The organism is Isoptericola sp. NPDC055063, assembly GCF_053608125.1.
In genome coordinates, this window is sequence record NZ_JBSGUW010000001.1 from 5,070 (window position 1) to 26,016 (window position 20,947).

The following is a 20,947-nucleotide window of genomic DNA, read 5'->3' on the forward strand; positions in this document are numbered from 1 at the left end:
GCTTCCCCCACCGCCCCCCGCCCGGGGCCAGAAAGGAAGTTCGCCCCGGGGGGGGGGGCCGCTCCCCCACCACCCTGGTGCCAACTGCCTGTTCGGCGCTCGGCGGGGCCGCCACGGCCGTGTCCGATTCCCGCTAGCCGGACGTCGGGGGCGCGCGTGAGGATGGGGGCATGACGACGACAGCCCGGCCCGAGACCCCGACGCCGGCGGCCCCCACCGCGCAGGACTTCGCGGAGCGGTACCGGGCGATCGCGGCCCGCGACACCCGGTTCGACGGCCAGTTCTTCACGGCCGTGCGGACCACCGGGATCTACTGCCGGCCGTCGTGCCCCGCCCGCACGCCGAAGCCGGAGAACGTCACGTTCTACCTGACGTCGGCGGCGGCGCACGAGGCCGGGTACCGCGCCTGCAAGCGGTGCCTGCCCGAGGCGGCGCCCGGCACGCCGGCATGGGACCTGCGGCACGACCTCGCGGGGCGCGCGATGCGGCTCATCGCCGACGGCGTCGTCGACCGTGAGGGCACGGACGGGCTCGCCGCCCGGCTGGGGTACAGCGCGCGGCACGTGCACCGGATGCTGTCCGCCGAGCTCGGCGCCGGGCCGCTCGCCCTCGCCCGTGCGCAGCGGGCGCAGACCGCGCGCAGCCTGGTGGTCGGGACGGACCTGCCGCTCGCGGACGTCGCGTTCGCCGCCGGCTTCGGCTCGATCCGGCAGTTCAACGACACCGTGGCGGAGGTCTTCGACACGACGCCGAGCGACCTGCGCGCCCGCGCCCGCCGTCGCGCACGTCCCGACCCTGCCTTCCACCAAGCGATCTCCCGCGCCACGGGGCCCGATGCCGCGACAGATCGCTTGCTGGAAGGTGAGCGCGGCTGCGACGTCGCGCGGGTTCGCCTCGACCTCGAGCTGCCCGTCCGCGAGCCGTTCGACGGCCGCGGAGTCGTGGCGTTCCTCGCCGCCCGTGCCGTCGACGGCGTGGAGGTCGCCGACCTGTCCGGCGACGACGTGCGCTACGCCCGCACCCTCGCCCTGCCCCACGGGCCGGGCGCGGCGGAGGTCGTCGCGGGGCCGGGCGTCGGGCCGGGGCGGGTCGCGGTGCGGCTGGAGCTCTCGTCGGCCGCGGACGTCTCCGTGGCGGTGACGCGCCTGCGCCGCCTGCTCGACCTCGACTCGGACCCGGCCGCCGTCGACGCCACGCTCGCCGACGACGCGGCCCTCGCGCCCCTCGTCGCGCGCACCCCCGGGCTGCGCGTGCCGGGCACGGTGGACCCGCACGAGATCGTGGTGCGCGCCATCGTCGGGCAGCAGATCAGCGTCGCCGCCGCGCGCACGCACCTGAGCCGGCTGGCCGCGGGCGCCGGCACGACGTACGACTCGGCCGTGCCCGGCCTCACCCGCCTGTTCCCCACGCCCGCGCAGGTCGCGGCGTCGGCGGCCGACCACCTGCGGCTGCCCGCCCGGTCGCTGGCCACCGTGACGGACTCGGCCCGCGCGCTCGACGACGGCTCCCTGGCCGTGGGTGTGGGCGACGACGGCGACAGCCTGCGCGCCGCGCTCGTCGCCCGCCGCGGCATCGGCCCCTGGACCGCGGCGTACGTCGCGATGCGCGTGCTGCGCGACCCGGACGCCTGGCTCGACGGCGATGTCGCCCTCCTCGCGGGCGCGGCCGCCGCCGGGATCGTCCTGCCCGGCGCGGGTGACGACGCCCCGCGCGCCGCCCGGTCGCGCGCCCTCGCCGTCCGCGCGGAGCGGTGGGCGCCCTGGCGGTCGTACGCCGCCATGCACCTGTGGCGCGCCGCCCTCCCGCCGACCAGGCAGTAGGCACCGTATTCGGCCGCTCTCCGGCCCCTTTCCGACATCAGCTGCCTGTTCGGCACGACCTCACGGAGGAACCATGTCTACGAGCACCACCACGTCCGCCCGCACCACCACGCTGACCACCCCCGACGGGCCGTTCACCGTCGTCGTCGAGCCGGACGGCACGGTGCTGGCGTCCGGCTGGACCACCGACGCCGACGCGCTGATCGGCCTCACCCACCCCGACGTCCGCCCTTCCGAGACGGTCCCCGTGGCCGAGGACGACGCGGCCGTCGCGCCCGCCGTCGCGGCGGTGCGCGCGTACTACGCGGGCGACGTGCACGCGATCGACGACGTCGCCGTGCGCCAGGTTTCCGGGCCCTACCGCGCCCACGCGTGGGACGTGCTGCGCACGGTCGACGCCGGCGACCCGGTCACGTACACCCGCTACGCGGAGCTCTCCGGCCGGCCCGCCGCCGTGCGCGCCGCCGCCGGCGCGTGCGCGATGAACGCGGCCGCCCTGTTCGTGCCGTGCCACCGCGTGCTGCGCACGGACGGCACCCTCGGCGGCTTCCGCTACGGCCTCGACGTCAAGCGGAGCCTGCTGGCCCACGAGGCCCGGCACGCGGGCTGAGCCCGCAGCCCGGGCCCGCGCCGGAGGAGCCGTCACGCCAGCGACGGTTCCTCCGGCGTCGACACGGTGAACACGGCCCCGGCGATGACGGGCACCTGCGTCGCGGCGCGCTCGAGGTCGTCGAGCCGCCGCGCGACGGTCGACTCGGGCTCGTTGCCGGCCAGGTCCACGCTGGCCACGAGGTACAGCGACCGCGGCCCCACGTACTCCATCCGCAGGTACGTCACGCGCTCCACCTGCGGCAGGGTGACGAGGTGCGCCAGCACGGCGGAGCGGGTCTCGGGCCGCGCGGCCTCGCCGACGAGGAACCGGCGGTTGCGGTCCACGAGCACGAGGGACACGACGGCGAGGACGACGCCGACGACGATCGACCCGACGGCGTCCGGCACGGGCGACCCGGTGAGCTGGTGCGCGAGCACCCCCGCGAACGCGACGACCAGGCCGATCAGCGCGGCGGCGTCCTCGGCGAAGACGGCGCGCAGGGTCGGGTCGGACGTGACCAGCACGTGGTGCAGCACGTCGTGCTCCGCCTTCTTCGCCTCGGCGCGCGCCTGCCGGCTGGCCTGCAGGAACGACACGCCCTCGAGCACGAACGCGACGGCGAGGACGACGTAGGCGACGCCGAAGTCGCTCGCGGGCTCCGGGTGCACCAGCTCCTGGATGCCGTGCGTGATGGACACGCCGGCGCCGACGGCGAACAGGCCGATCGCGGCGAACATCGACCAGACGTACGCCTCCCGGCCGAACCCCAGCGGGTGGAGGGGGTCGGCGGGCCGGCGGGACCGCCGGTCGGCCACGAGCAGGAAGATCTCGTTGCCGGTGTCGGCCCAGGAGTGCACGGCCTCTGCCAGCATCGACGCGGACCCGGTGATCACGGCGGCGGCGGTCTTCGCCGCGGCGACGACGGCGTTCGCGAAGAACGCGATGACCACCGTGAGCGTGCTCTCGCCGCCGTGGGCGTCCTGCACGACGCGCGGGCTGACGCCCGGGTGCGGCGGCGCGGCGTCCGGCTCCGGGTCGGCCGGGTGCGAGAGCGCGTCGAACGGGTCGGATGCGCCGGGGTGCGTGAGCGCGTCGGGTGCGGCGGAGGGGTCCGGCTCGGGCGGGGTGTCGGACTCGGCGGGTGCCATGCGCCCGGTCTACCAGCCGAGCGTCAGTCGGGCTCGCCGAACTCGTTGGGCCGCAGGTCCTCCGGGTCGACCTTGCCGGTGCGGAAGCCGGCCCGGCCCACCATGTGTGCCGCGACGGGCGACGTGATGACCTGGAACGCCACGACCAGCACGAGCATCGCGACGGCCGACCAGCTGCGCACCCGCAGCGCGAGCGCCGTGAGCATGAGCATCAGCCCCAGCACCTGCGGCTTGGTCACGGTGTGCATGCGCGCCAGCAGGGACGGGAAGCGGGTCAGGCCCACGCCCGCGGCGAGGGTGAGGAACGCCCCCGCGAGCAGGCACACGACCGCGAGGGAGTCGGCGATCGTCGTCCACAGCCCGGGCTCGACCTGGGTCATCGCGCGCCACCTCCCTCGTCCTCGGCGTCCGGGTCGACGTCGCGCGCGCCGCCCCGCTGCTCGCCGCGGCGCTCACCACGGGGCACGTCGACGTCGCGCGCCTGGGCGGCGACCTCCTCCCGCGAGCGCACGCGGCCCTCGCCCTCCGGCTCTTTCGCGGCGAACCGCGCCATCGTCACCGAGCCGACGAAGCCGACCATGGACAGCGCGACGAGGATGGGGATGGTCTCCGTGCGGCGCGACCAGAACGCCTCGATGGCGATGGCGCCGACGAGCGTGATGGTGAGGGCGTCCAGCGCGACGGCACGGTCGAGCATCGAGGGCCCGCGCTCCACGCGGACCAGCGCGAGCAGCGCGGCGACGGCCACGAGCACGGCCGCCGCGATCACGGCTGCGAGGATCATGCGTCCCCCTCCCCTCGTCCGGGATCGCCGGCCCCCGCGGCCGGGGTCGGGGCGTCGGCATCGGAACCCAGCCCGCACCGGGTCAGGACGGTGCGGCTGGCGAAGGCGCGCAGCACGCGCTCCTCCAGCGCGAGCGTGTCACGACGCACCGTCTCGGGCCCGCCGGCCCCGTCGATGTCGAGCACGTGCAGGTAGACGACGCCCGTGCTGCGCCGCGCCTCGACGACGAGCGACCCCGGCACCAGCGACGACATCACGGCAGTGATCGTGAGGTACGCGTCCTCGGGGTTGCGCAGCCGGACGGCGACGATGGCTCCGTGCGGCGTCGGGCCGGGCTTGATCGCCGTCCACGCGACCTCGAAGGACGCGAGGAACAGGTCGGCCACGAACCGCCCCACGAGGACGGCGGTGGGCCACGGCCGCACGGTGCCCTGCATGGAGATGTTCGGCAGCGGGAACAGCGTGACCACGACGGCCGCGATCAGGGCGCCGGCGATGACGTTGGCCCAGGACAGGTCGCCCCACAGCAGCACCCAGATGAGGGTGAGGAGCGCGAGGGCGTGCCACTGCGAGCCCAGCCGGCGCAGCAGCCCGGGCCGGCGCGGCCGGGGGCTCATCTGCCGCCTCCCTCGCGGCCGCCGTTCCCGGCGACCGACTCGCCCTGGCCGCGGTCGGCGCCGCCGGGGAAGACGGCGTCGACGTACGTGTGGCCGTCCATCGACGCCGTCGCGGCGCGCTCCGCGTACCCGTACAGCGGGCCCGCCGCGACGGTGAGCAGCAGCCCGAACGCGACGAGCGCGCCCGTGGGCAGCACCATCCCGCGCGGCAGCGGCACGTCGGACTCGATCTCCTCCGACGGGGCCTGCCAGAACGCCTTGTTCCACGCCTTGACGACGGCGTAGAGCGTGAGCAGCGACGTCACGACGGACCCCACGACCAGCACCCACGCCAGGCCGGTGTCGACGCGCGCGCCCTCGGTGAGCAGCCCGACCTTGCCGAGGAACCCGGACAGCGGCGGGATGCCGGCCAGGTTGAGCGCGGGCACGAAGAACAGCACGGCCAGCCCGGGCGCGAGCTTGGCGAGGCCGCCGAGCCGGTCGAGCGACGTCGAGCCACCCCGCCACTCCACGAGGCCCACGACGAGGAACAGCGCCGTCTGGACGGAGATGTGGTGCACCACGTAGTAGATGGCCGCGGCCGTGCCCGCCTCGGTGGCGAGCGCGATGCCGAAGATCATGTAGCCGATGTGGCTGACCAGGGTGAACGACAGCAGGCGTTTGACGTCGTTCTGCGCCACGGCGCCCAGGATGCCGATGACCATCGTGAGCAGCGCCAGCACCATGAGCACCTGGTCCACGGTGGGGTTGTCCGGGAACAGCAGCGTCTGCGTGCGCAGGATGGAGTACACGCCCACCTTGGTGAGCAGCCCCGCGAACACGGCGGTGACGGGCGCGGGCGCCGTCGGGTAGGAGTCCGGCAGCCATGCGGACAGCGGGAAGATCGCGGCCTTGATCCCGAAGGCGAGCAGCAGCAGGAGCTGCAGAGCGGTGCGCACGGTCGGGTCGATCTCCGGCAGCCGCTCGGCGAGCTGCGCCATGTTCACCGTGCCGGTAGCGCCGTAGATCAGCGCGATGGCGGTGAGGAACAGCGTGGAGGACACCAGCGTCACGATCATGTAGACCGACCCCGCGCGGATGCGCTCGGCCGTGCCACCGAGGGTGAGCAGCACCGCCGACGACGCGAGCAGGATCTCGAAGCCGACGTACAGGTTGAACAGGTCGCCCGTGAGGAACGCGTTCGCGACGCCCGCCGCCAGGATGAGGAACGTCGGGTGGAAGATCGCGACGGGGATCCGGTCGCCGCGCGTGGTGCCCGGGTCGTCCTCCCCCTCGGGCACGCCCTGCCCCAGGGAGTACAGGAGCACGCACAGCAGCATCACGAACGAGACCGTGAGCATCACGGCCGAGATGCGGTCGGCCACCAGGTCGATCCCGACGGGCACCGCCCAGTTGCCGACCTCGACGACGATGGGGCCGGAGTCGGCCGCGAACAGCAGCCCGAGGGACGCGGCGAGCGCGGCGGACAGGGCCGTGACGCTGATGATGCGCTGCACGCGGGCGTACCGGTGCAGGGCGAGCGTCAGCCCCGCCGCGAAGAGCGGCAGCATGACGGGCAGCGGGACGAGCGTCTCGACGGACCAGGGCATCACGGGCGCTCCTCGTCCTTGTCGTCGACGTCGTCGTGCACGTCCGCCGCTTCCTCGTCGAGGGTCTGGTCGGGCTCGGTGTCGTCGGCGTCCTCGAACGCGGGGGCGTTGAGCGCGGCGTGCCGGGCGACGCGGCGGTCCTCGACGTCGTCCGCGACCTCGTCGTGGCCGTGCAGCTGCCACGACCGGTAGGCCATGGCCAGCACGAACGCGGTGAGGGCCAGCGTGATGACGATCGAGGTGAGCACCATGGCCTGCGCGAGCGGGTCGCTCATGCGCACGCCGTCCGGGGCGTTGCCGATGATCGGCGACGCCCCGGAGCGCCCGCCCATGACCAGCAGCATGAGGTTCACGCCGTTGCCGATGAGCACGAAGCCGAGCAGCACGCGCGTCAGGGGGCGCTCCAGCAGCAGGTAGACGCCGGTGGCGAAGAGGACGCCGATGGCCAGCACCAGGATGGCCGGCGGGGTGTTCTCGAGGACGATCATCGGGCGGCCTCCTCGTGCGGGGCGTCGCCGTTCGCGGGCGGCGCCTCGACCTCGCCGACGACCACCGTGCGCGCGGGCCGCGGGTCCTGCCGGTCGATCTCGGCCCCGAGCGTGCGCAGCAGGTCGAGGACCAGCCCGACGACCACGAGCATCACGCCGATGTCGAAGAACAGCGAGGTCACGAGGTGCACGTCCCCGAGCACCGGGAAATGCATGTTGACGATCGTGCTCTGCAGCACCTCCTGGCCTCCGACGAGCGTCGCGAGGCCCACGCCGGCGGACAGGAACAGGCCGGTGCCCAGCAGCACGCCGGGGTTCACGGGCGCGGCCTCGCCGAGCTCGTACCGGCCGCCCGCGAGGTAGCGCACCGCGAACGCGATGCCCACGACGAGCCCCGCGGCGAAGCCGCCGCCCGGTGCGTTGTGCCCGCTGAACAGCAGGAACAGGGCGAACACGATCATGGCGTGGAAGATGACGCGGGTGATGACCTCGAACATCACGGACCGGCGCTCGGGCTCCAGCGTGGAGCCGGCGGCGAGCCACACGCGGCGCGTGTGCGGGTCGGACTGACTGACCTCGTCCACGCGGGACAGGCGCAGCACCTCCCCGCTGCGCTGGCGCAGGAAGATGAGCGACGCGACGCCGGTGGCTGCGACGAGCAGCACGGAGATCTCGCCCACGGTGTCCCAGGCGCGGATGTCGACCAGGGTCACGTTGACGATGTTCTTGCCGCCGCCCCAGGTGTACGCCTCGTCGGGGAAGTGGGTGCTGATCGGCTCGGCCACCCGCACCAGCGGGGCCGCGACGGTCAGCGCCATCATCACGAGGCCGGTCACGACGCCCAGCACCAGGCGCACCCAGCGGCTGGCGGCGAGCGGCCGGTCGGTGAAGTACGGGGGCAGGCGCCGCAGCACCAGCATCATGACGACCAGGGTGATCGTCTCGGTGAGCACCTGGGTGAGCGCGAGGTCGGGGGCCCCGTGGAGCATGAACAGCGTCGCGTTGGCGTACCCGGCGACGCCCACGAGCACCACGGCCTTGAGCCGTCGGCGGGCGCGAGCCGCGAGCACGCAGGCGATGACGATGATCGCGACGACGGCGGCGTCCCCCGGGCGGTCCCAGAGCACGAGCTGCACCTGCGGCGTGCCGCGCACCAGGCCTGCCGCGATCACGGCGCCGGGGGCCACGGCGAGCACCACGAGGATCATGCCGAGGTAGACCGGCAGGGAGCCGCGCTGGGTGGCGGCGGTGACGTCGGCCGCCACGTCGTCGAGGCGCCGCATGGTGCGCCGGTAGACGACCTCGGCGCTGCGCGGCGACCAGAAGAAGTCCTGGGCGCGCTCCACCCGGGCGCGCTGCCAGAAGAGCACGAACCCGGCCACGAGCACGAGCACGGTCAGCGCGAGGACGGGCGTGAACCCGCTCCACAGCACCAGGTGGCCGGGCTGCCCCGTCGGGTAGAGGTCGGCGTACGGGGCGAGCAGCCGCTCCCCCGTGGCCGGCACGAGCGCGACGGCGAGACCGAGGACGGCGAGGACCAGCGGCGGCGTGACGAGCAGCCACGGCTGGCGCCGCACGGGCGTCGCGGGCGCGGGCTGCGCGGCGGCGTCGTGCGTCGAGGCGGTCGCCGCCCCCGCCCCCGCCGCGCCCGGGCGCCGCTTGGTGCCGAACGCGCCCCACGCGAACCGCAGGCCGTAGGCCACGGTGAGGGCCGAGCCGACGACCAGCGCGACGAGCGCGATCGTCTCGATCGCCCCGGCGCCGTGGGTGACGTCGTGCCACAGCCCCTCGAGCGCGGCCTCCTTGGCGACGTAGCCGGCGAACGGCGGGAAGCCGATCATCGACGCGGTGGCGAGCACGCCCGCCACGGTGGTGAACGGCATCGTGCGCCACAGCCCGGAGAGCTTGCGCAGGTCGCGCGTGCCGGTGGCGACGTCGACGGCGCCGACCACGAGGAACAGCGCGGCCTTGAACATGGCGTGCGCGCCCAGCATCGCGAGGCCGGCGAGCGCGAGGGACCTCGACCCGAGGCCGAGCAGCAGGACGATCAGGCCGAGCTGGGAGACGGTGCCGAACGCGAGCACGAGCTTGAGGTCGTGCTGGCGCAGCGCCTGGTAGCCGCCCAGCAGCAGCGTGCCGCCGCCGAGGACGAGCACCAGCCAGCGCCACACCGGCAGGTCGGAGAACGCCGGGGCGAAGCGGGCCACCAGATAGACGCCCGCCTTGACCATGGCCGCCGCGTGCAGGTAGGCGGACACCGGCGTCGGCGCGGCCATGGCCGCGGGGAGCCAGAAGTGGAACGGGATGAGCGCGGACTTGGTGGCGGCGCCGGCGAGCAGGCAGACGGCCGCGACGGTGACGACGGTGCCCGACGGCGGGTCCGCCACCAGCTCCGAGACCCGCCAGGTGTCGCCGACGACGCCCAGGATGATCAGACCGACCAGCATGGCGAGGCCGCCGGCCGTCGTGATGACGATCGCCTGCATGGCGGCGCGCCGCGACGCCTTGCGGTCGGCGTAGTGGCCGATGAGCAGGTAGGAGAAGACGGTGGTGAGCTCCCAGAACACGAACAGGAGCAGCAGGTCGTCGGCGACGACGAGGCCCACCATCGCGGCGGCGAACGCCGTGAGGACGGCCGCGAACCGGCCGAGGCCGAGGGCGTCGCGGGCGAAGTAGGCCGAGCAGTACAGGAGCACGAGCGCCCCGACGCCGCCCACCACGAGCAGCATGAACCACGCGAGGGTGTCGAGCTGCAGGGTGATCGACAGGTGCAGGCCGGGGACCCACGGGACCTGGGTGGTGGGGAAGTCTCCCGCCGTGACCCGCGGCGTCATGGCCAGCGCGTAGACCGCGGCCGACGCGGGCCCGAGGGCCAGCACCCAGAACGCTCTCCTGCCCAGCCATGCCACCAGAGCCGGCGCCGCGAGGGCCAGCAGGAAGGTGAAGAGCAGCACTGAGAGCACAGCACTCCGTCCGGTCGAGGGGCGGGGCGTCGGGCTTTACCTTACCGGCATCGACCGATGGTCCCGTGGCGATCGAGGTGACACGGGCCTGTGACCTGGGTCGCTCGCCCGCCCCGCACGGTCCGTGCGGGGCAGGCGACCAATCAGTCTCCCCCGGGCGACCCCAGCAGCTCGCGCACGCGGCCCGACACGCGCCCGAACTCAGGATCGCGCACCGTCTCGGCGTAGTCGCGCTCGGCGGGCAGGTCCACCGCGAGCTCCTCGACGATCGTGCCCGGCCGCGGCCCCATGACGACCACCCGGTTGGCGAGGTACACGGCCTCGGCCACCGAGTGCGTCACGAGGAGCACGGAGACGCCGGTCTCGCGCCAGATGCGGTGCAGCTCGACGTTCATCCGCTCGCGGGTGAGGGCGTCGAGGGCGCCGAACGGCTCGTCCATGAGCAGCACGTCCGGCTGGTGCAGCAGCGCCCGGCAGAGCGAGACGCGCTGCTGCATGCCGCCCGACAGCTCGTGCGGCATCGCCTTCTCGAAGCCCGTCAGGCCCGTCATCTCGACGAGCTCGTCGCACCGGCGGCGCGCGGTGGCGCCGTCCATGCCCCGCATCTCGGCCTGCAGCAGGATGTTCGCCCGGACGTCGCGCCACTCCAGCAGCGCCGCGCGCTGGAAGACGAAGCCGATGTCCTGGCGCGGGCCCCGCACCACCTCGCCGCGCAGCCGCACCTGGCCCGTCGTCGGGGCCGTCAGGCCGGCCACGACCTTGAGCAGCGTGGACTTGCCGCAGCCGGACGGGCCCGCGATCGTCACGAACTCGCCGCGGGCGAGCTGCAGGTCGACCGACCCGAGGGCCGGGGTGGACACGCGGCGGCTGCGGAACGTGACCGAGACGTCCTCGATGTCGACGACGGCGTCGGTGGCGACGCCCTGCGCGGGGAGCCCGCCCGTGGTCGTGGTGGTCATGGGGCCCCCGTTCAGTTCGCCGGGGCGAACGAGTCGTCGAAGTAGTCGTCGGCCGTCGTGCCCTCGGCGATGAGGCCGGAGCTCGACAGCACGTCCAGGGTGTTCGCCCAGTCGGCCGGGTCGTTCACGCCGGGCGCCTTGCCCTCGGTCGCGTCGGTGTGCAGCAGCTCGATGGTCTGCTTCCACTGCTCGGTGAGCACGTCGGCCGCGGGCATCTGCGGGTCCTTGCCCTCCATCGAGGCGACGGCGGCGTCCGGGTCCTCGGCGGCGGCGGCGAACGCCTCGGACGTCGCCGCGACCATCTCCTTCACGAGGTCGGGGTCGGAGGAGATCGTGTTCTCGGAGGCGACGAGCCCGTTGCTGTAGAAGCTCAGGCCGACGTCCGAGTAGCGCAGGTAGGTGACGTCGCGGCCGCTCTTGGAGGCGATCGTCGGGCCCTGGTCGTGCGCGAACCCGATGAGGCCGTCCACCTTGTCGGTGAGCATCGCGGAGATCTTGCCGGCCGGGTCGAGGTTCTGCTGGGTCACCGCGTCCTCGGGCACGCCCGCGGCCTCGAGGTAGAGCGGGAACGTCGTCGTCGGAGCGTCGCCCGCCGAGACGGCGATGGTCTTGCCCTTGAGGTCGGCCGGCTCCTTGATGCCCGAGTCGGAGAAGACCTGCACCGACGACGGCGTCGTCTGCAGGAAGACGCCGAGGCTGCGGATCTTGACGCCCTTGTCGATGTTGGCGAGCACGGCGGGGGTGTCGGCCCAGCCGAACTGGACCTGGTCGGCGCCGACGGCCTGCGCCGTCTTGGTGGAGCCCTGCCCGGCCTCGATCTTCAGGTTGATGCCGTGGTCGGCGAAGATCCCCTCCTCGAGCCCGTAGTAGAACGGGGCGTGCTCGCCGTAGGGGTACCAGTTGAGCATCAGCGTGACGTCGGTGGTGTCGGCGCCGGCCGGGGCCTCGGCCTGGGCGCCGCCGTCGTCGGTGGACGGGGCGCACGCGGCGAGCGTCAGGGCGGCGGCGGAGACGGCCGCGGCGGCGGCGAGGGCCTTCGATCGGAGGGTCGGTCGGAGAGACATCGGGGTGCTCCTTTGCACTGGTTCTGCGAGCTCTGGGGGTCCAGGGGGTTGCGCCGGCGGCGCGGTGCGGGCTGCGGTCAGGCGGCGACGGTGGTCGCGGCGGAGTCGATGCGGCGCGAGGCGTGCCAGCCGATGAGGAAGCGCTCGGCGATCTGGATGATCGCGAAGAGCACGATCCCGAGGGCGGACATGATGAACAGGGCGGCGAAGAGCATCGCGGTGTCGATGTTGCCGTTGGCCTGCAGGATCACGTAGCCGAGGCCGTCGTTGCCGCCGACGAACTCGCCGACGACGGCGCCCGTGACGGCGAGCGTCGCGGCCACCTTGAGCCCGGACAGCAGCTGCGGCAGCGACGCCGGGAACATCACCTTGGCGAACGTCTTGATGCGGCTCGCGCCCATGGTCGACGTGAGCTGCAGGATCTCGGGGTCCACCGAGCGCAGGCCGGCGAGGCCGGAGATCACCACGGGGAAGAACGCCATGAGGACCGCGACGGTGATCTTGGGCGCCAGGCCGAAGCCGAGCCACACCACGAAGAGCGGCGCGACGGCGATCTTCGGGATGACCTGCGCCACGAGGATGATCGGGTAGAGCGTCTTCTCGGTGCCGCGGGAGTACGCCATCAGCACCGCCACGAGCTCGCCGACCACGACGGCGATGGCGAAGCCGACCACCGTCTCGTAGGTCGTCACGTACGTGTGGTGGAGCAGGTAGTCGACGTTCTCCGTCGCGGCGGCCCACGTGTCCGCCGGCGAGGGCAGCACGTACGGCGCGACGAGGCCGCGCGCGGTGACGAACCACCACACCGCGAACAGCACCACCACGAACGCGATCGGCCGCCACTGGTCCAGCACCCAGCGCACGGGGGCGGGCAGCGCGCGCGGACGCCGTTCCTCGGCAGGGGCCTCACGGACCGCCCGGCTGCTCTGCCCGACCGCCGACCCCGGTGTCGTCGTCACCATGCTGCTCCTCACCCCAGTGTGATGAACCTCGCGGAATACGCTTTCCGAGGTGAACGCTAAGCGGCGCCCTCGGGGGGTGTCAAACAGGCAGGCCAGGCGTCACCGGGACGCGCGGGAGGGCGCCGTCCACCACCGTCGACGGGTGCCCGGGGCACTTCTCGGGCGACGCCGGTCAGAGATCCTCGGGCGCGAGCAGGAAGTCCGCCTCGTCGGCGATCTCGCCGCCCACGGCGGCATGGATCGCCACCGCCATCTTCCCCACCAGGTCGGCCGCGCGGCGGCGCGCGACGACGTGCGCCGCCTGCGGGAACTCCTGGTTCGCCTCGTACACGTCCGGGGCGTCCCAGCGCACGTGGTAGCAGATCGCGCCGGCCGCCGCCCACGGCAGCTCGCGCACCAGCAGCGGCAGCGTCTCGTCGCCGACCACCTCGACGGTGATCGACCCGTCCAGGCCCAGGTCGCTCGTCAGCCCGTAGCCGTCGAGCACCATCGGCGCCTGCAGGGCGTCGATGTCGACGTCGTCGGCGCGCTCGTGGATCGCCTTGCGCAGCTCGTCGTCCAGCGGCTCGCCCGGGTACAGGGGGCGGTCCGCGAGGCCGCGCGGCGGGCCCTGGTAGGGCCTGCCCTCGGTGGCGAGCACGACGCGCGGGTGCACGGCCTGCAGCACCCGGTGCGCGGCCTGCGGGTCCAGCCAGATGTCGGAGTAGACCGTGAGGTCCACGGCGCGGCCCGGGTCGGGGGTCAGGACGACGCCCGGGCCTGCGGCGCGACGGCCGCCGTCGGACTCGTCCCACGTGCCCGCGACGTCGAGCCGTACCGAGCCGCCCAGGCGGCGGGCCGCCTCGACCAGCCACTGCACGACGCGCTCCTCCTCGCGGTTCGGCAGGGCCGCCGGGAAGGCGCGCCCGATGCCGTCGCGGTCCCCGCCGAAGCGGGTGGCGTCGTCCCAGCGCTCGCGCGGGCACACGACGTCGAAGACCATCTCCGTGCCCGGCGGGAGGCCGGCGTCCACGCCCTTGCCGGCGGGCGCGTAGGGCCCCGAGACGGCGCTGTGCCGCGACAGCCGCAGCACGCCCGGCTCCCCCGGGTTAGCCATCCGGCCCACGGGGACGTCGGCGCCCGGCAGGTCCGCCGGGACGACGTCCCACCGCGTGCCGACGAAGCGCGACATCGCCAGCACCTCGATCTCGTCGACGACGACGTCCGACGGCACCCCGAGCAGGTGGCGGGCCTGGTGGCCCTGCGCCGAGACCGCCGGCAGCGGGGGCAGGGCGGGCGGGTTCTGAGCCATCCGACGACGTTCCTTCCGGGACCGGGGCGCGCCGGTCCCGGCGCGACGGGACCGAGCGTAGCGACGTCGCGCACCGTCGGGGGACGCCTCATCGGGCCCCGGGCCGGCGCCCGGGACGGACCTCGGCCCGAGCCCGGGGCGGCCGCCCCGCGCGCCGGTCAGACCGTGCTCCGGTGGAACGACTGCCAGGACCGGCTCGCCGTCGGCCCGCGCTGCCCCTGGTACCGCGACCCGTACGCATCGGACCCGTACGGGTGCTCCGCCGGGGACGACAGGCGGAAGAAGCACATCTGGCCGATCTTCATGCCCGGCCACAGCGTGATCGGCAACGTCGCGACGTTGCTCAGCTCCAGCGTCACGTGACCCGAGAACCCGGGGTCGATGAACCCGGCCGTGCTGTGCGTGAGCAGGCCGAGCCGCCCCAGCGACGACTTGCCCTCGAGGCGTGCGGCGACGTCGTCGGGCAGTGTCACGGCCTCGAACGTGGAGCCCAGCACGAACTCGCCCGGGTGCAGCACGAACGGCTCGTCCGGCGCCACCTCCACGAGCCGCGTCAGCTCCGGCTGCTCCTGCGACGGGTCGATGAACGGGTACTTGTGGTTGTCGAACAGCCGGAAGTACCGGTCGAGGCGGACGTCGATGCTGGAGGGCTGGAGCATGGACGCCTCGTACGGGTCGAGGACGACCCGCCCGGCGTCGAGCTCGGCCCGGATGTCGCGGTCGGAGAGCAGCACGGGGACACGGTAGTCGCCGACCCCGCCGGGCGCCCACGTACGCTCACGGACCGTGCGTGCCCTCGACATCGACGTCCCCGACGCCCTCGCCGCCCGCTGGTCGGGCTGGTTCGCCCCCGCCCGGCGCCCCCTGGTCGCACCGGCGGACCTCGCCGCCCGGCTCGGCCTGCCCGACGAGCGCGCCGGCCTCCTCGCCGAGGAGCGCGACGCCCTCGGGCTGTACGGCCTGGCCCCCGACGACGCCGTCGTGCGGCTCGACCGCGCGGCGTACCAGGCGCTCGCGCCCGCCCTGCGCGCGGAGCTCACCGCCCGCCAGCCCGAGCGGCCACGGTGGCCGGATGCCGGGACGGATGCTCGCTCCGGGTCGCGCGCCGAGGCCCGGCTCGTGCGCTGGGTCGAGGACGGCTGCCGCCCCAGCCGGCACGACGACGTGCCCGACACGGTGTGGGAGCGGGCCGCCACCGCCGGCCTTCCCCGTGCGAGGGCGCTCGCCGGACGGTTCCCCGAGCGCAGCGGTCCCAATTGCTTCGGCACGGTGATGGGCGCCGCCGGCGTCGCCGGCGCGGAGCACGAGTGGATGCAGCGCGCGCCGTTCGAGCGGTGGCTCGCCGAGCGCGCCCGCCCCCTGCCCCGCGGCCCGCGGCACGACGGCGACGCGGGCGTCGTCCTCGTGTGGCGGACGCCCGGCGGCCAGGTCGAGCACGCGGCCGTCACCCTCGGCGACGGGTGGGCGCTCCACAAGCGCTCGCAGTGCTGGTTCAGCCCCGTGAAGGCGCTCGCCGTCGACGGTGTGAAGGCGGGCGGCCGGGCCCCGGGGAGGCGGCTGGAGCGCTACCGGATCGTCGCGGGCTGACGGGTCCGGCGCCCGCCCGTGTATCCTGGGTGGCGCGCACGCCGGGGATCGACCCCACGGCACCCTTCGGTCCACCGCATCGAAGCATGGTCCCGCGCACGAGACAGCGCCGCTGTCCACCGACAGAAACACCGCCCGTCGAGCCGCACCGGCCGTCGCGCGGAGCGAGAGCAGAGAGCATCACTTCTTCCTTCATCACCACCCTGGACCGGCCCGCGCCCACGTTCGCGTCCGAGCTCACGGCTGAGTCCACCCCCCGATCGACGCCCGTGTGGCGCCGGGCCGACGACGACCTGTGGGTCGCGACGGTCGACGGCGAGTACGGCGGCATGATCACCCGACTCCCCGACGGCTTCCACGTCCACGACCGCTGGTCGCGGCCGGTCGCCGTCGTCCCCACCCTCGCCGAGGCGAAGGCGCTGCGCGCGCCCTCGCACCCCGGCGTCGTGCGTGCTCGCCGAGCCCGCACCCGAACGTCCGCGCCCGCCCGGGCGCGACGATGAGGACCTGTGTTCTCGGGTCCGTCGCATCAACGAGAGAAGACATCATGACCACCGGAACTGTGAAGTGGTTCAACGAGGAGAAGGGCTTCGGCTTCATCGCCCCCTCCGACGGCACCGCCGACGTGTTCGCGCACTACAGCGCGATCTCGGCCAGCGGCTTCCGCACCCTCAACGAGGGCCAGCAGGTCGAGTTCGAGGTCACCCAGGGCCCCAAGGGCCTGCAGGCCTCGGACATCCGTCCGCTCTGACGCCGTCGCCGGCACGCCGTCCCGCGGCGTGCCGGCCACCGGTTCGGAGCACCGTCCCCGGTTGGGTATGATCGGGGCGCGCACACCGTCAGGTGCTGCTGCGCGGGTGTAGTTCAATGGTAGAACTTCAGCTTCCCAAGCTGACAGCGCGGGTTCGATTCCCGTCACCCGCTCCACGGACCGTCCCTGCGAGCCCCTCCCGGCGGGCAGCGCGGGAGTCCCCTCCCCCGGCGGAACCCCTCGCCTGCCCGACCCCCTGGTCCTAGAGTGCTGAGGCATGGGGGATGCCGCCCGTCCGGACCCCGGCCAGGAGCACACGATCTCGGTCGTCGTCCCTGTCTACCGGGGTGAGCGGCACCTGCCCGGGCTCGTCGACGAGCTCGCCCCGCTGACCGCGCCGCAGCGCTCCCCCGCCGGTCACCCGTTCCGCGTGACCGAGGTGATCCTCGTCAACGACTGCGGGCCCGACGACTCCGCCCGGGTGCTGCGCGAGCTCGCCGCGGCGCTCCCGTGGGTCCGGCCGGTGTGGCTCAGCCGCAACTTCGGGCAGCACGCCGCGACCACCGCCGGGATCGCGAGCTCGTCGGGCGACTGGGTCGTGACGATGGACGAGGACGGGCAGCACGACCCGGCCGACATCGGCGACCTCCTCGACACCGCGATGCGCGAACGGTCCACGCTCGTCTACGCGTCGCCGAGGAACGAGGCGCCGCACACCGCGTTCCGCAACACCACCTCGCGGGTCGCCAAGCTGCTCATCAACATGCTGTCGGGCGGCGACGCCGACGCGACGAAGTTCCACAGCTTCCGCCTCATGCTGGGCGAGATCGGGCGCAGCGTGGCGGCCTACGCCGGCCAGGGCGTCTACCTCGACGTGGCGCTGAGCTGGGTCGCGGACCGGGTGACGACCTGCCCGGTGTCGATGCGCTCGGAGGGCGACCGCGTCTCCGGCTACTCCGTGCGCACCCTGATCTCCCACTTCTGGCGCATGGTGATGACGAGCGGCACCCGCGGCCTGCGGGTCGTCAGCCTGATCGGCGCCACCTTCGCCACCTTCGGCGTCGCCCTCGCCGTGGTCCTCGCCATCGAGCGGCTCGCGGGCGGCAACGTGCCCGAGGGGTGGACCTCGACCGTCGTCATCGTCCTGCTGTGCTCGGGCATCATCCTGTACGCCCTCGGGATCGTCGCCGAGTACATCGGCGTCGCGGTCAACATGGCGATGGGCAAGCCGCCGTACCTCATCATGAGCGACCCGCACGCGGGTCCCCTCGGCAGGGACGGCCGTGGCACGTGACGGCCGCGTGACCTGGGTGGTCGGCGGCGGCGGCCTGCTGGGCGGGCACCTCGTGGCCGGCGCGACGGCGGCCGGCCGGGCCGTCCACGTCAGCGCCGTGCCGTGGCACGACCCCGACGCCAGCGTGACGGCCCTCGCCCGCGACGCCGAGCACCTCCTCGGGAGCTTCCGGGACGTCGACCTCCTGTGGGCCGCCGGCGCGGGCGTCGTCGCGACCGGCCAGGACGCCCTCGACCGCGAGGTGACCGTGCTGGACGCCCTCGTCGACGAGCTGCTCGCCGCGGGCCGCCGCCACCCCCGGACCACGCTCCGCGTCTTCCTGTCCTCGTCGGCGGGCGGCGTCTACGCGGGGTCCGCGGACCCGCCCTTCACCGAGGCGACGCCGCCGTCGCCGCTGGCGCCGTACGGCAGGGCGAAGCTCGCCTCCGAGGCCGCGGTCGGCCGCCTGACGGACGCCGGCGTCGCCGTCCTGGTCGGGCGGATCGCCAACCTCTACGGTCCGGGCCAGAACCTGGCCAAGCCGCAGGGCCTGATCACCCAGCTCTGCCGCGCCGAGGTCCAGCGCTCCCCGCTGCTGATCTACGTGTCGCTCGACACCGCCCGGGACTACGTCTTCGTGCGCGACGCCGCGCGGATGATCCTCGCCGGGATGGACCGGCTCGCCGGGGCCGGGCCGGGCGCCGCGGTCGTCAAGATCCTCGCCTCGCAGAGCGCGGTGACCCTCGCGACGATCGTCGGGGAGCTCTCCCGCATCACCAAGCGGCGGGCGCCCATCGTGCTGGGCACGTCCTCGAGCACCCCCTTCCAGACGCGCGACCTCCGCTTCCGGTCGACCCTGTGGCCCGACGTCGACCGGCTCGCGACGACCACCCTGGCCAGCGGCATCGGGGCCACGTTCACGGACGTCGCCCGGACCCTGCGCCGCCCGGGAGCCCGTCGATGACGGCGCGCGAGCGCCCCCTGCGCCGCGCGTGCGCCGTGGCCGCCGTCGTGGCGGGGACCCTCGGCACGGCGGCGTGCGCCGACGTGTCGGCGGGGTACCAGGGCCCCGCGGCGCTGGTCCCCCCGCTCGCCGGCCCGTGCTGGCCGCTGCCCCGCGACGTCACCCTCGACGTCGGCTACCAGGTGATGCGGCAGTACGTCGTCGCCGACCGCTGGGTGCTGGTCGCCCAGTGGGACCGGCTGAGCCCGGAGGACTTCACGGCGAGCCTGCGCGCCAGCCTCGTCGACGGCGGCTTCGCCGCGCGGGGCGCCGAGGCCGGCTGGCACCGCTTCGAGGCGCCCGGGTACGGCGGCGTGGCGTTCGACGTCACGCCGCTGGAGGACGCCACGCCCGAGACCCTCGTGCAGGGCACGTTCCGGCTGGACCTCCCGCGGACCGCCGCCCGCCCTCGCGCGACGGCGGGCTGCACGCCGATCGACATGGTCGACCCGCCGCCCGAGGACGCCACGGTGCTGACCGGGACCTCCTCGTGACGAGCGCCGGACCCGACCCGGTGCCCGTCGCCGCGTCCGCACCGAGGACCACACCGCCCACCGCGCCCGGCCCCGGGGACGCCCCCGCGCCGACGCCCGCGGGGCGCAGGCGCCTGCCCACCCTGCCGCTGGTCGTGGTCGGCGGCCTGGTCCTCCTGAACCTGGTGCTGCGGCTCGTCCTCGCACACAAGGCGCTGCCCGCGCCCCTCGCGGGCGACGAGGTCGCCTACACCACCGGCGCGCGCGACCTCGCGGCCGCGGCCCAGGCCCTGCTGGAGGGCGGCGCGGTCCCGACCGCCGACCTGCAGGCGCACCTCGTCGGCAACGGCTGGTTCATGCCCGGGATGTCCCTGCTGATCGCCCCGCTCTTCCTCGCGGACCCGACGGCCGGCGACGAGGCCGTCCGCGTGTACCTGGGCGTCCTGTCGACGGTCGTCTTCCTCGGCGCGGTCGCCCTCGTCGCCCGGACCGTCGGGCTCCGGACGGCGGCCGTGCTGCTCGTGGTGCCGGGGCTCATCCCGATGTGGGTGCTGTTCGGGTTCAGCGCCTGGGGCGACGCCTGGGCCGGCCTCGTGCTCCTCGCCACGGTCCCCCTGCTCGTCGTCATGTGGCGCCGCCTCGACTCGGACGGCGCGGTCCGCGTCCGCGACGCGGTCCTGCTCGGGCTCGCCCTGGTCGTCGCCCTGTACCTGCGCTCCAGCACGCTCCCGCTGGTGGTGGCGGTCCTCGCGGTGCTGGTCGTCGTGACCCTGCTGCGGACGCGCGGCCGCGCCCTCGCCCGCTCGCTGGCCGCGTGCGCCGCGGCCGCGGCGGTTGTCGTCGTGCTGCTGGCGCCGTGGTCGGCGATCATGACCCGCACCTTCGGCGAGCGGGTCACCACGACCACCACGATGTCCCTGTCCCTCGCGTACGCGTTCGGCGACCGCGACGAGCTCTGCTTCGGCCCCTGCGTCGAAGGGAACATCTGGACGAACATGGCCCGGTACGCGCGGGCGGTGGGCGAGCAGACCGGCGAGAACCCGCTGGAGGTGCGGCGGCAGATGCGGGCCTACGCGATGCGGGACGTCACCCCGTCGGGGTACGCCGCCACCGTGCTCGACGACTTCTCGCGCTACGCCTTCTCCCCCGCCAGCTACGACCACGTCTTCCGGCCACCCGTGGAGGACGGCGACGCACCGCCGCCCCAGCAGGCCTCCGACACCGTGAGCATCGCCGTGACGCACGGGATGTACGACGCGGCCGTCGGTGCCGCGGCGGTCGCGATCCTGGTCGCCAGACGCGTGCGGCCGGACGCCCAGGTCATGGTCGTCGTGGCCTCCGGCATGCTCGCGCTGCTCATGTCCCAGCCGTTCGTCCACGTCTCCAGCGGGAGGTACTGGCCGGTCTTCGCCCCGCTGCTCGGGATCGCGATCGCCGGCCTGCTCGCCCCCGCCGACCCCGCCACGTGGAGCCCCGCGCTCCGCCGCACCCAGCGCGTCCTCGCCGTCGGCTGGGTCGTGGCGGTCGGCGCCCTGTTCCTCGTGGCCGGCTTCGCGGCCGGCTGACACCCGAGAGCCACGACG

The 20,947-nt window shown here is 74.3% G+C and carries 21 protein-coding genes and 1 tRNA gene; 10 read left to right on the forward strand and 12 right to left on the reverse strand.

The genetic code is table 11. The annotated features are described in order from the left end of the window. The first annotated feature begins 170 nt into the window (after positions 1–170). Positions 171–1,820 (forward strand): AlkA N-terminal domain-containing protein, encoded by a 1,650-nt coding sequence (locus tag ACWF41_RS00020; protein WP_380323107.1) that lies wholly within the window; start codon positions 171–173, stop codon positions 1,818–1,820. A 73-nt stretch (positions 1,821–1,893) separates the two neighbouring features. Continuing rightward, the gene (locus ACWF41_RS00025; RefSeq protein ID WP_380323110.1) at positions 1,894–2,430 is read left to right on the forward strand and encodes a methylated-DNA--[protein]-cysteine S-methyltransferase; all 537 of its coding nucleotides are present in this window, start codon (positions 1,894–1,896) and stop codon (positions 2,428–2,430) included. A gap of 32 nt (positions 2,431–2,462) precedes the next feature. Here the strand turns inward: ACWF41_RS00025 and ACWF41_RS00030 are convergent, their stop codons facing one another. From ACWF41_RS00030 to dcd, 12 genes are all read right to left on the reverse strand, one after another. Then, positions 2,463–3,560 (reverse strand): cation diffusion facilitator family transporter, encoded by a 1,098-nt coding sequence (locus ACWF41_RS00030; RefSeq protein WP_380323113.1) that lies wholly within the window; start codon positions 3,558–3,560, stop codon positions 2,463–2,465. Positions 3,561–3,583: 23 nt separating this feature from the next. Continuing rightward, entirely contained in the window at positions 3,584–3,940 is a 357-nt protein-coding gene (mnhG, locus tag ACWF41_RS00035) for a monovalent cation/H(+) antiporter subunit G (protein ID WP_380323116.1), read from the reverse strand. After that, positions 3,937–4,344 carry a monovalent cation/H+ antiporter complex subunit F gene (locus ACWF41_RS00040; protein WP_380323118.1) on the reverse strand — a complete coding sequence of 136 codons (408 nt, stop codon included), beginning with the start codon at positions 4,342–4,344 and terminating at the stop codon, positions 3,937–3,939. The genes mnhG and ACWF41_RS00040 overlap by 4 nt, the downstream gene beginning before the upstream one ends. Next, positions 4,341–4,961: a Na+/H+ antiporter subunit E gene (locus ACWF41_RS00045; RefSeq protein ID WP_380323120.1), complete on the reverse strand. Its 621-nt coding sequence runs from the start codon at positions 4,959–4,961 to the stop codon at positions 4,341–4,343. Before ACWF41_RS00045 ends, ACWF41_RS00040 begins: the two co-directional genes overlap by 4 nt. Continuing rightward, positions 4,958–6,550, reverse strand: a complete 1,593-nt coding sequence (locus tag ACWF41_RS00050) for a Na+/H+ antiporter subunit D (protein WP_380323122.1) — start codon at positions 6,548–6,550, stop codon at positions 4,958–4,960. Before ACWF41_RS00050 ends, ACWF41_RS00045 begins: the two co-directional genes overlap by 4 nt. Then, positions 6,550–7,038: a Na(+)/H(+) antiporter subunit C gene (locus ACWF41_RS00055; protein ID WP_380323125.1), complete on the reverse strand. Its 489-nt coding sequence runs from the start codon at positions 7,036–7,038 to the stop codon at positions 6,550–6,552. Before ACWF41_RS00055 ends, ACWF41_RS00050 begins: the two co-directional genes overlap by 1 nt. Continuing rightward, a complete protein-coding gene (locus tag ACWF41_RS00060) occupies positions 7,035–10,001 on the reverse strand; it encodes a Na+/H+ antiporter subunit A (protein WP_380323128.1) in 2,967 nt (988 codons plus the stop codon). Before ACWF41_RS00060 ends, ACWF41_RS00055 begins: the two co-directional genes overlap by 4 nt. A gap of 143 nt (positions 10,002–10,144) precedes the next feature. After that, complete coding sequence (locus tag ACWF41_RS00065) at positions 10,145–10,960, reverse strand: ABC transporter ATP-binding protein (protein ID WP_380323131.1); 816 nt, start codon at positions 10,958–10,960, stop codon at positions 10,145–10,147. A gap of 11 nt (positions 10,961–10,971) precedes the next feature. Next, complete coding sequence (locus ACWF41_RS00070) at positions 10,972–12,024, reverse strand: ABC transporter substrate-binding protein (protein ID WP_380323134.1); 1,053 nt, start codon at positions 12,022–12,024, stop codon at positions 10,972–10,974. Positions 12,025–12,101: 77 nt separating this feature from the next. Then, positions 12,102–12,986, reverse strand: a complete 885-nt coding sequence (locus ACWF41_RS00075) for an ABC transporter permease (RefSeq protein ID WP_380323137.1) — start codon at positions 12,984–12,986, stop codon at positions 12,102–12,104. 172 nt (positions 12,987–13,158) lie between these two features. After that, positions 13,159–14,277 (reverse strand): hypothetical protein, encoded by a 1,119-nt coding sequence (locus ACWF41_RS00080; RefSeq protein ID WP_380323140.1) that lies wholly within the window; start codon positions 14,275–14,277, stop codon positions 13,159–13,161. Positions 14,278–14,435: 158 nt separating this feature from the next. Continuing rightward, a complete protein-coding gene (dcd, locus tag ACWF41_RS00085) occupies positions 14,436–15,011 on the reverse strand; it encodes a dCTP deaminase (protein WP_380323143.1) in 576 nt (191 codons plus the stop codon). A 52-nt stretch (positions 15,012–15,063) separates the two neighbouring features. Between dcd and ACWF41_RS00090 the strand changes: the two genes are divergently transcribed. From ACWF41_RS00090 to ACWF41_RS00125, 8 genes are all read left to right on the forward strand, one after another. Next, on the forward strand, positions 15,064–15,864 hold the full coding sequence (locus ACWF41_RS00090) for a hypothetical protein (RefSeq protein ID WP_380323146.1): 801 nt from the start codon (positions 15,064–15,066) through the stop codon (positions 15,862–15,864). A gap of 269 nt (positions 15,865–16,133) precedes the next feature. Next, a complete protein-coding gene (locus ACWF41_RS00095; RefSeq protein ID WP_380323149.1) occupies positions 16,134–16,367 on the forward strand; it encodes a hypothetical protein in 234 nt (77 codons plus the stop codon). 44 nt (positions 16,368–16,411) lie between these two features. Further along, the gene (locus ACWF41_RS00100; protein ID WP_380244697.1) at positions 16,412–16,615 is read left to right on the forward strand and encodes a cold-shock protein; all 204 of its coding nucleotides are present in this window, start codon (positions 16,412–16,414) and stop codon (positions 16,613–16,615) included. Between the two features lie 102 nt (positions 16,616–16,717). After that, a tRNA-Gly gene (locus tag ACWF41_RS00105) sits at positions 16,718–16,791 on the forward strand. Positions 16,792–16,892: 101 nt separating this feature from the next. Continuing rightward, entirely contained in the window at positions 16,893–17,909 is a 1,017-nt protein-coding gene (locus tag ACWF41_RS00110) for a glycosyltransferase family 2 protein (protein ID WP_380320286.1), read from the forward strand. Then, complete coding sequence (locus ACWF41_RS00115; protein WP_380320283.1) at positions 17,899–18,852, forward strand: NAD-dependent epimerase/dehydratase family protein; 954 nt, start codon at positions 17,899–17,901, stop codon at positions 18,850–18,852. Before ACWF41_RS00110 ends, ACWF41_RS00115 begins: the two co-directional genes overlap by 11 nt. Next, positions 18,849–19,385, forward strand: a complete 537-nt coding sequence (locus ACWF41_RS00120; protein ID WP_380320280.1) for a hypothetical protein — start codon at positions 18,849–18,851, stop codon at positions 19,383–19,385. The genes ACWF41_RS00115 and ACWF41_RS00120 overlap by 4 nt, the downstream gene beginning before the upstream one ends. Further along, positions 19,382–20,929 (forward strand): hypothetical protein, encoded by a 1,548-nt coding sequence (locus tag ACWF41_RS00125; protein WP_380320277.1) that lies wholly within the window; start codon positions 19,382–19,384, stop codon positions 20,927–20,929. The genes ACWF41_RS00120 and ACWF41_RS00125 overlap by 4 nt, the downstream gene beginning before the upstream one ends. Positions 20,930–20,947: the final 18 nt, after the last annotated feature.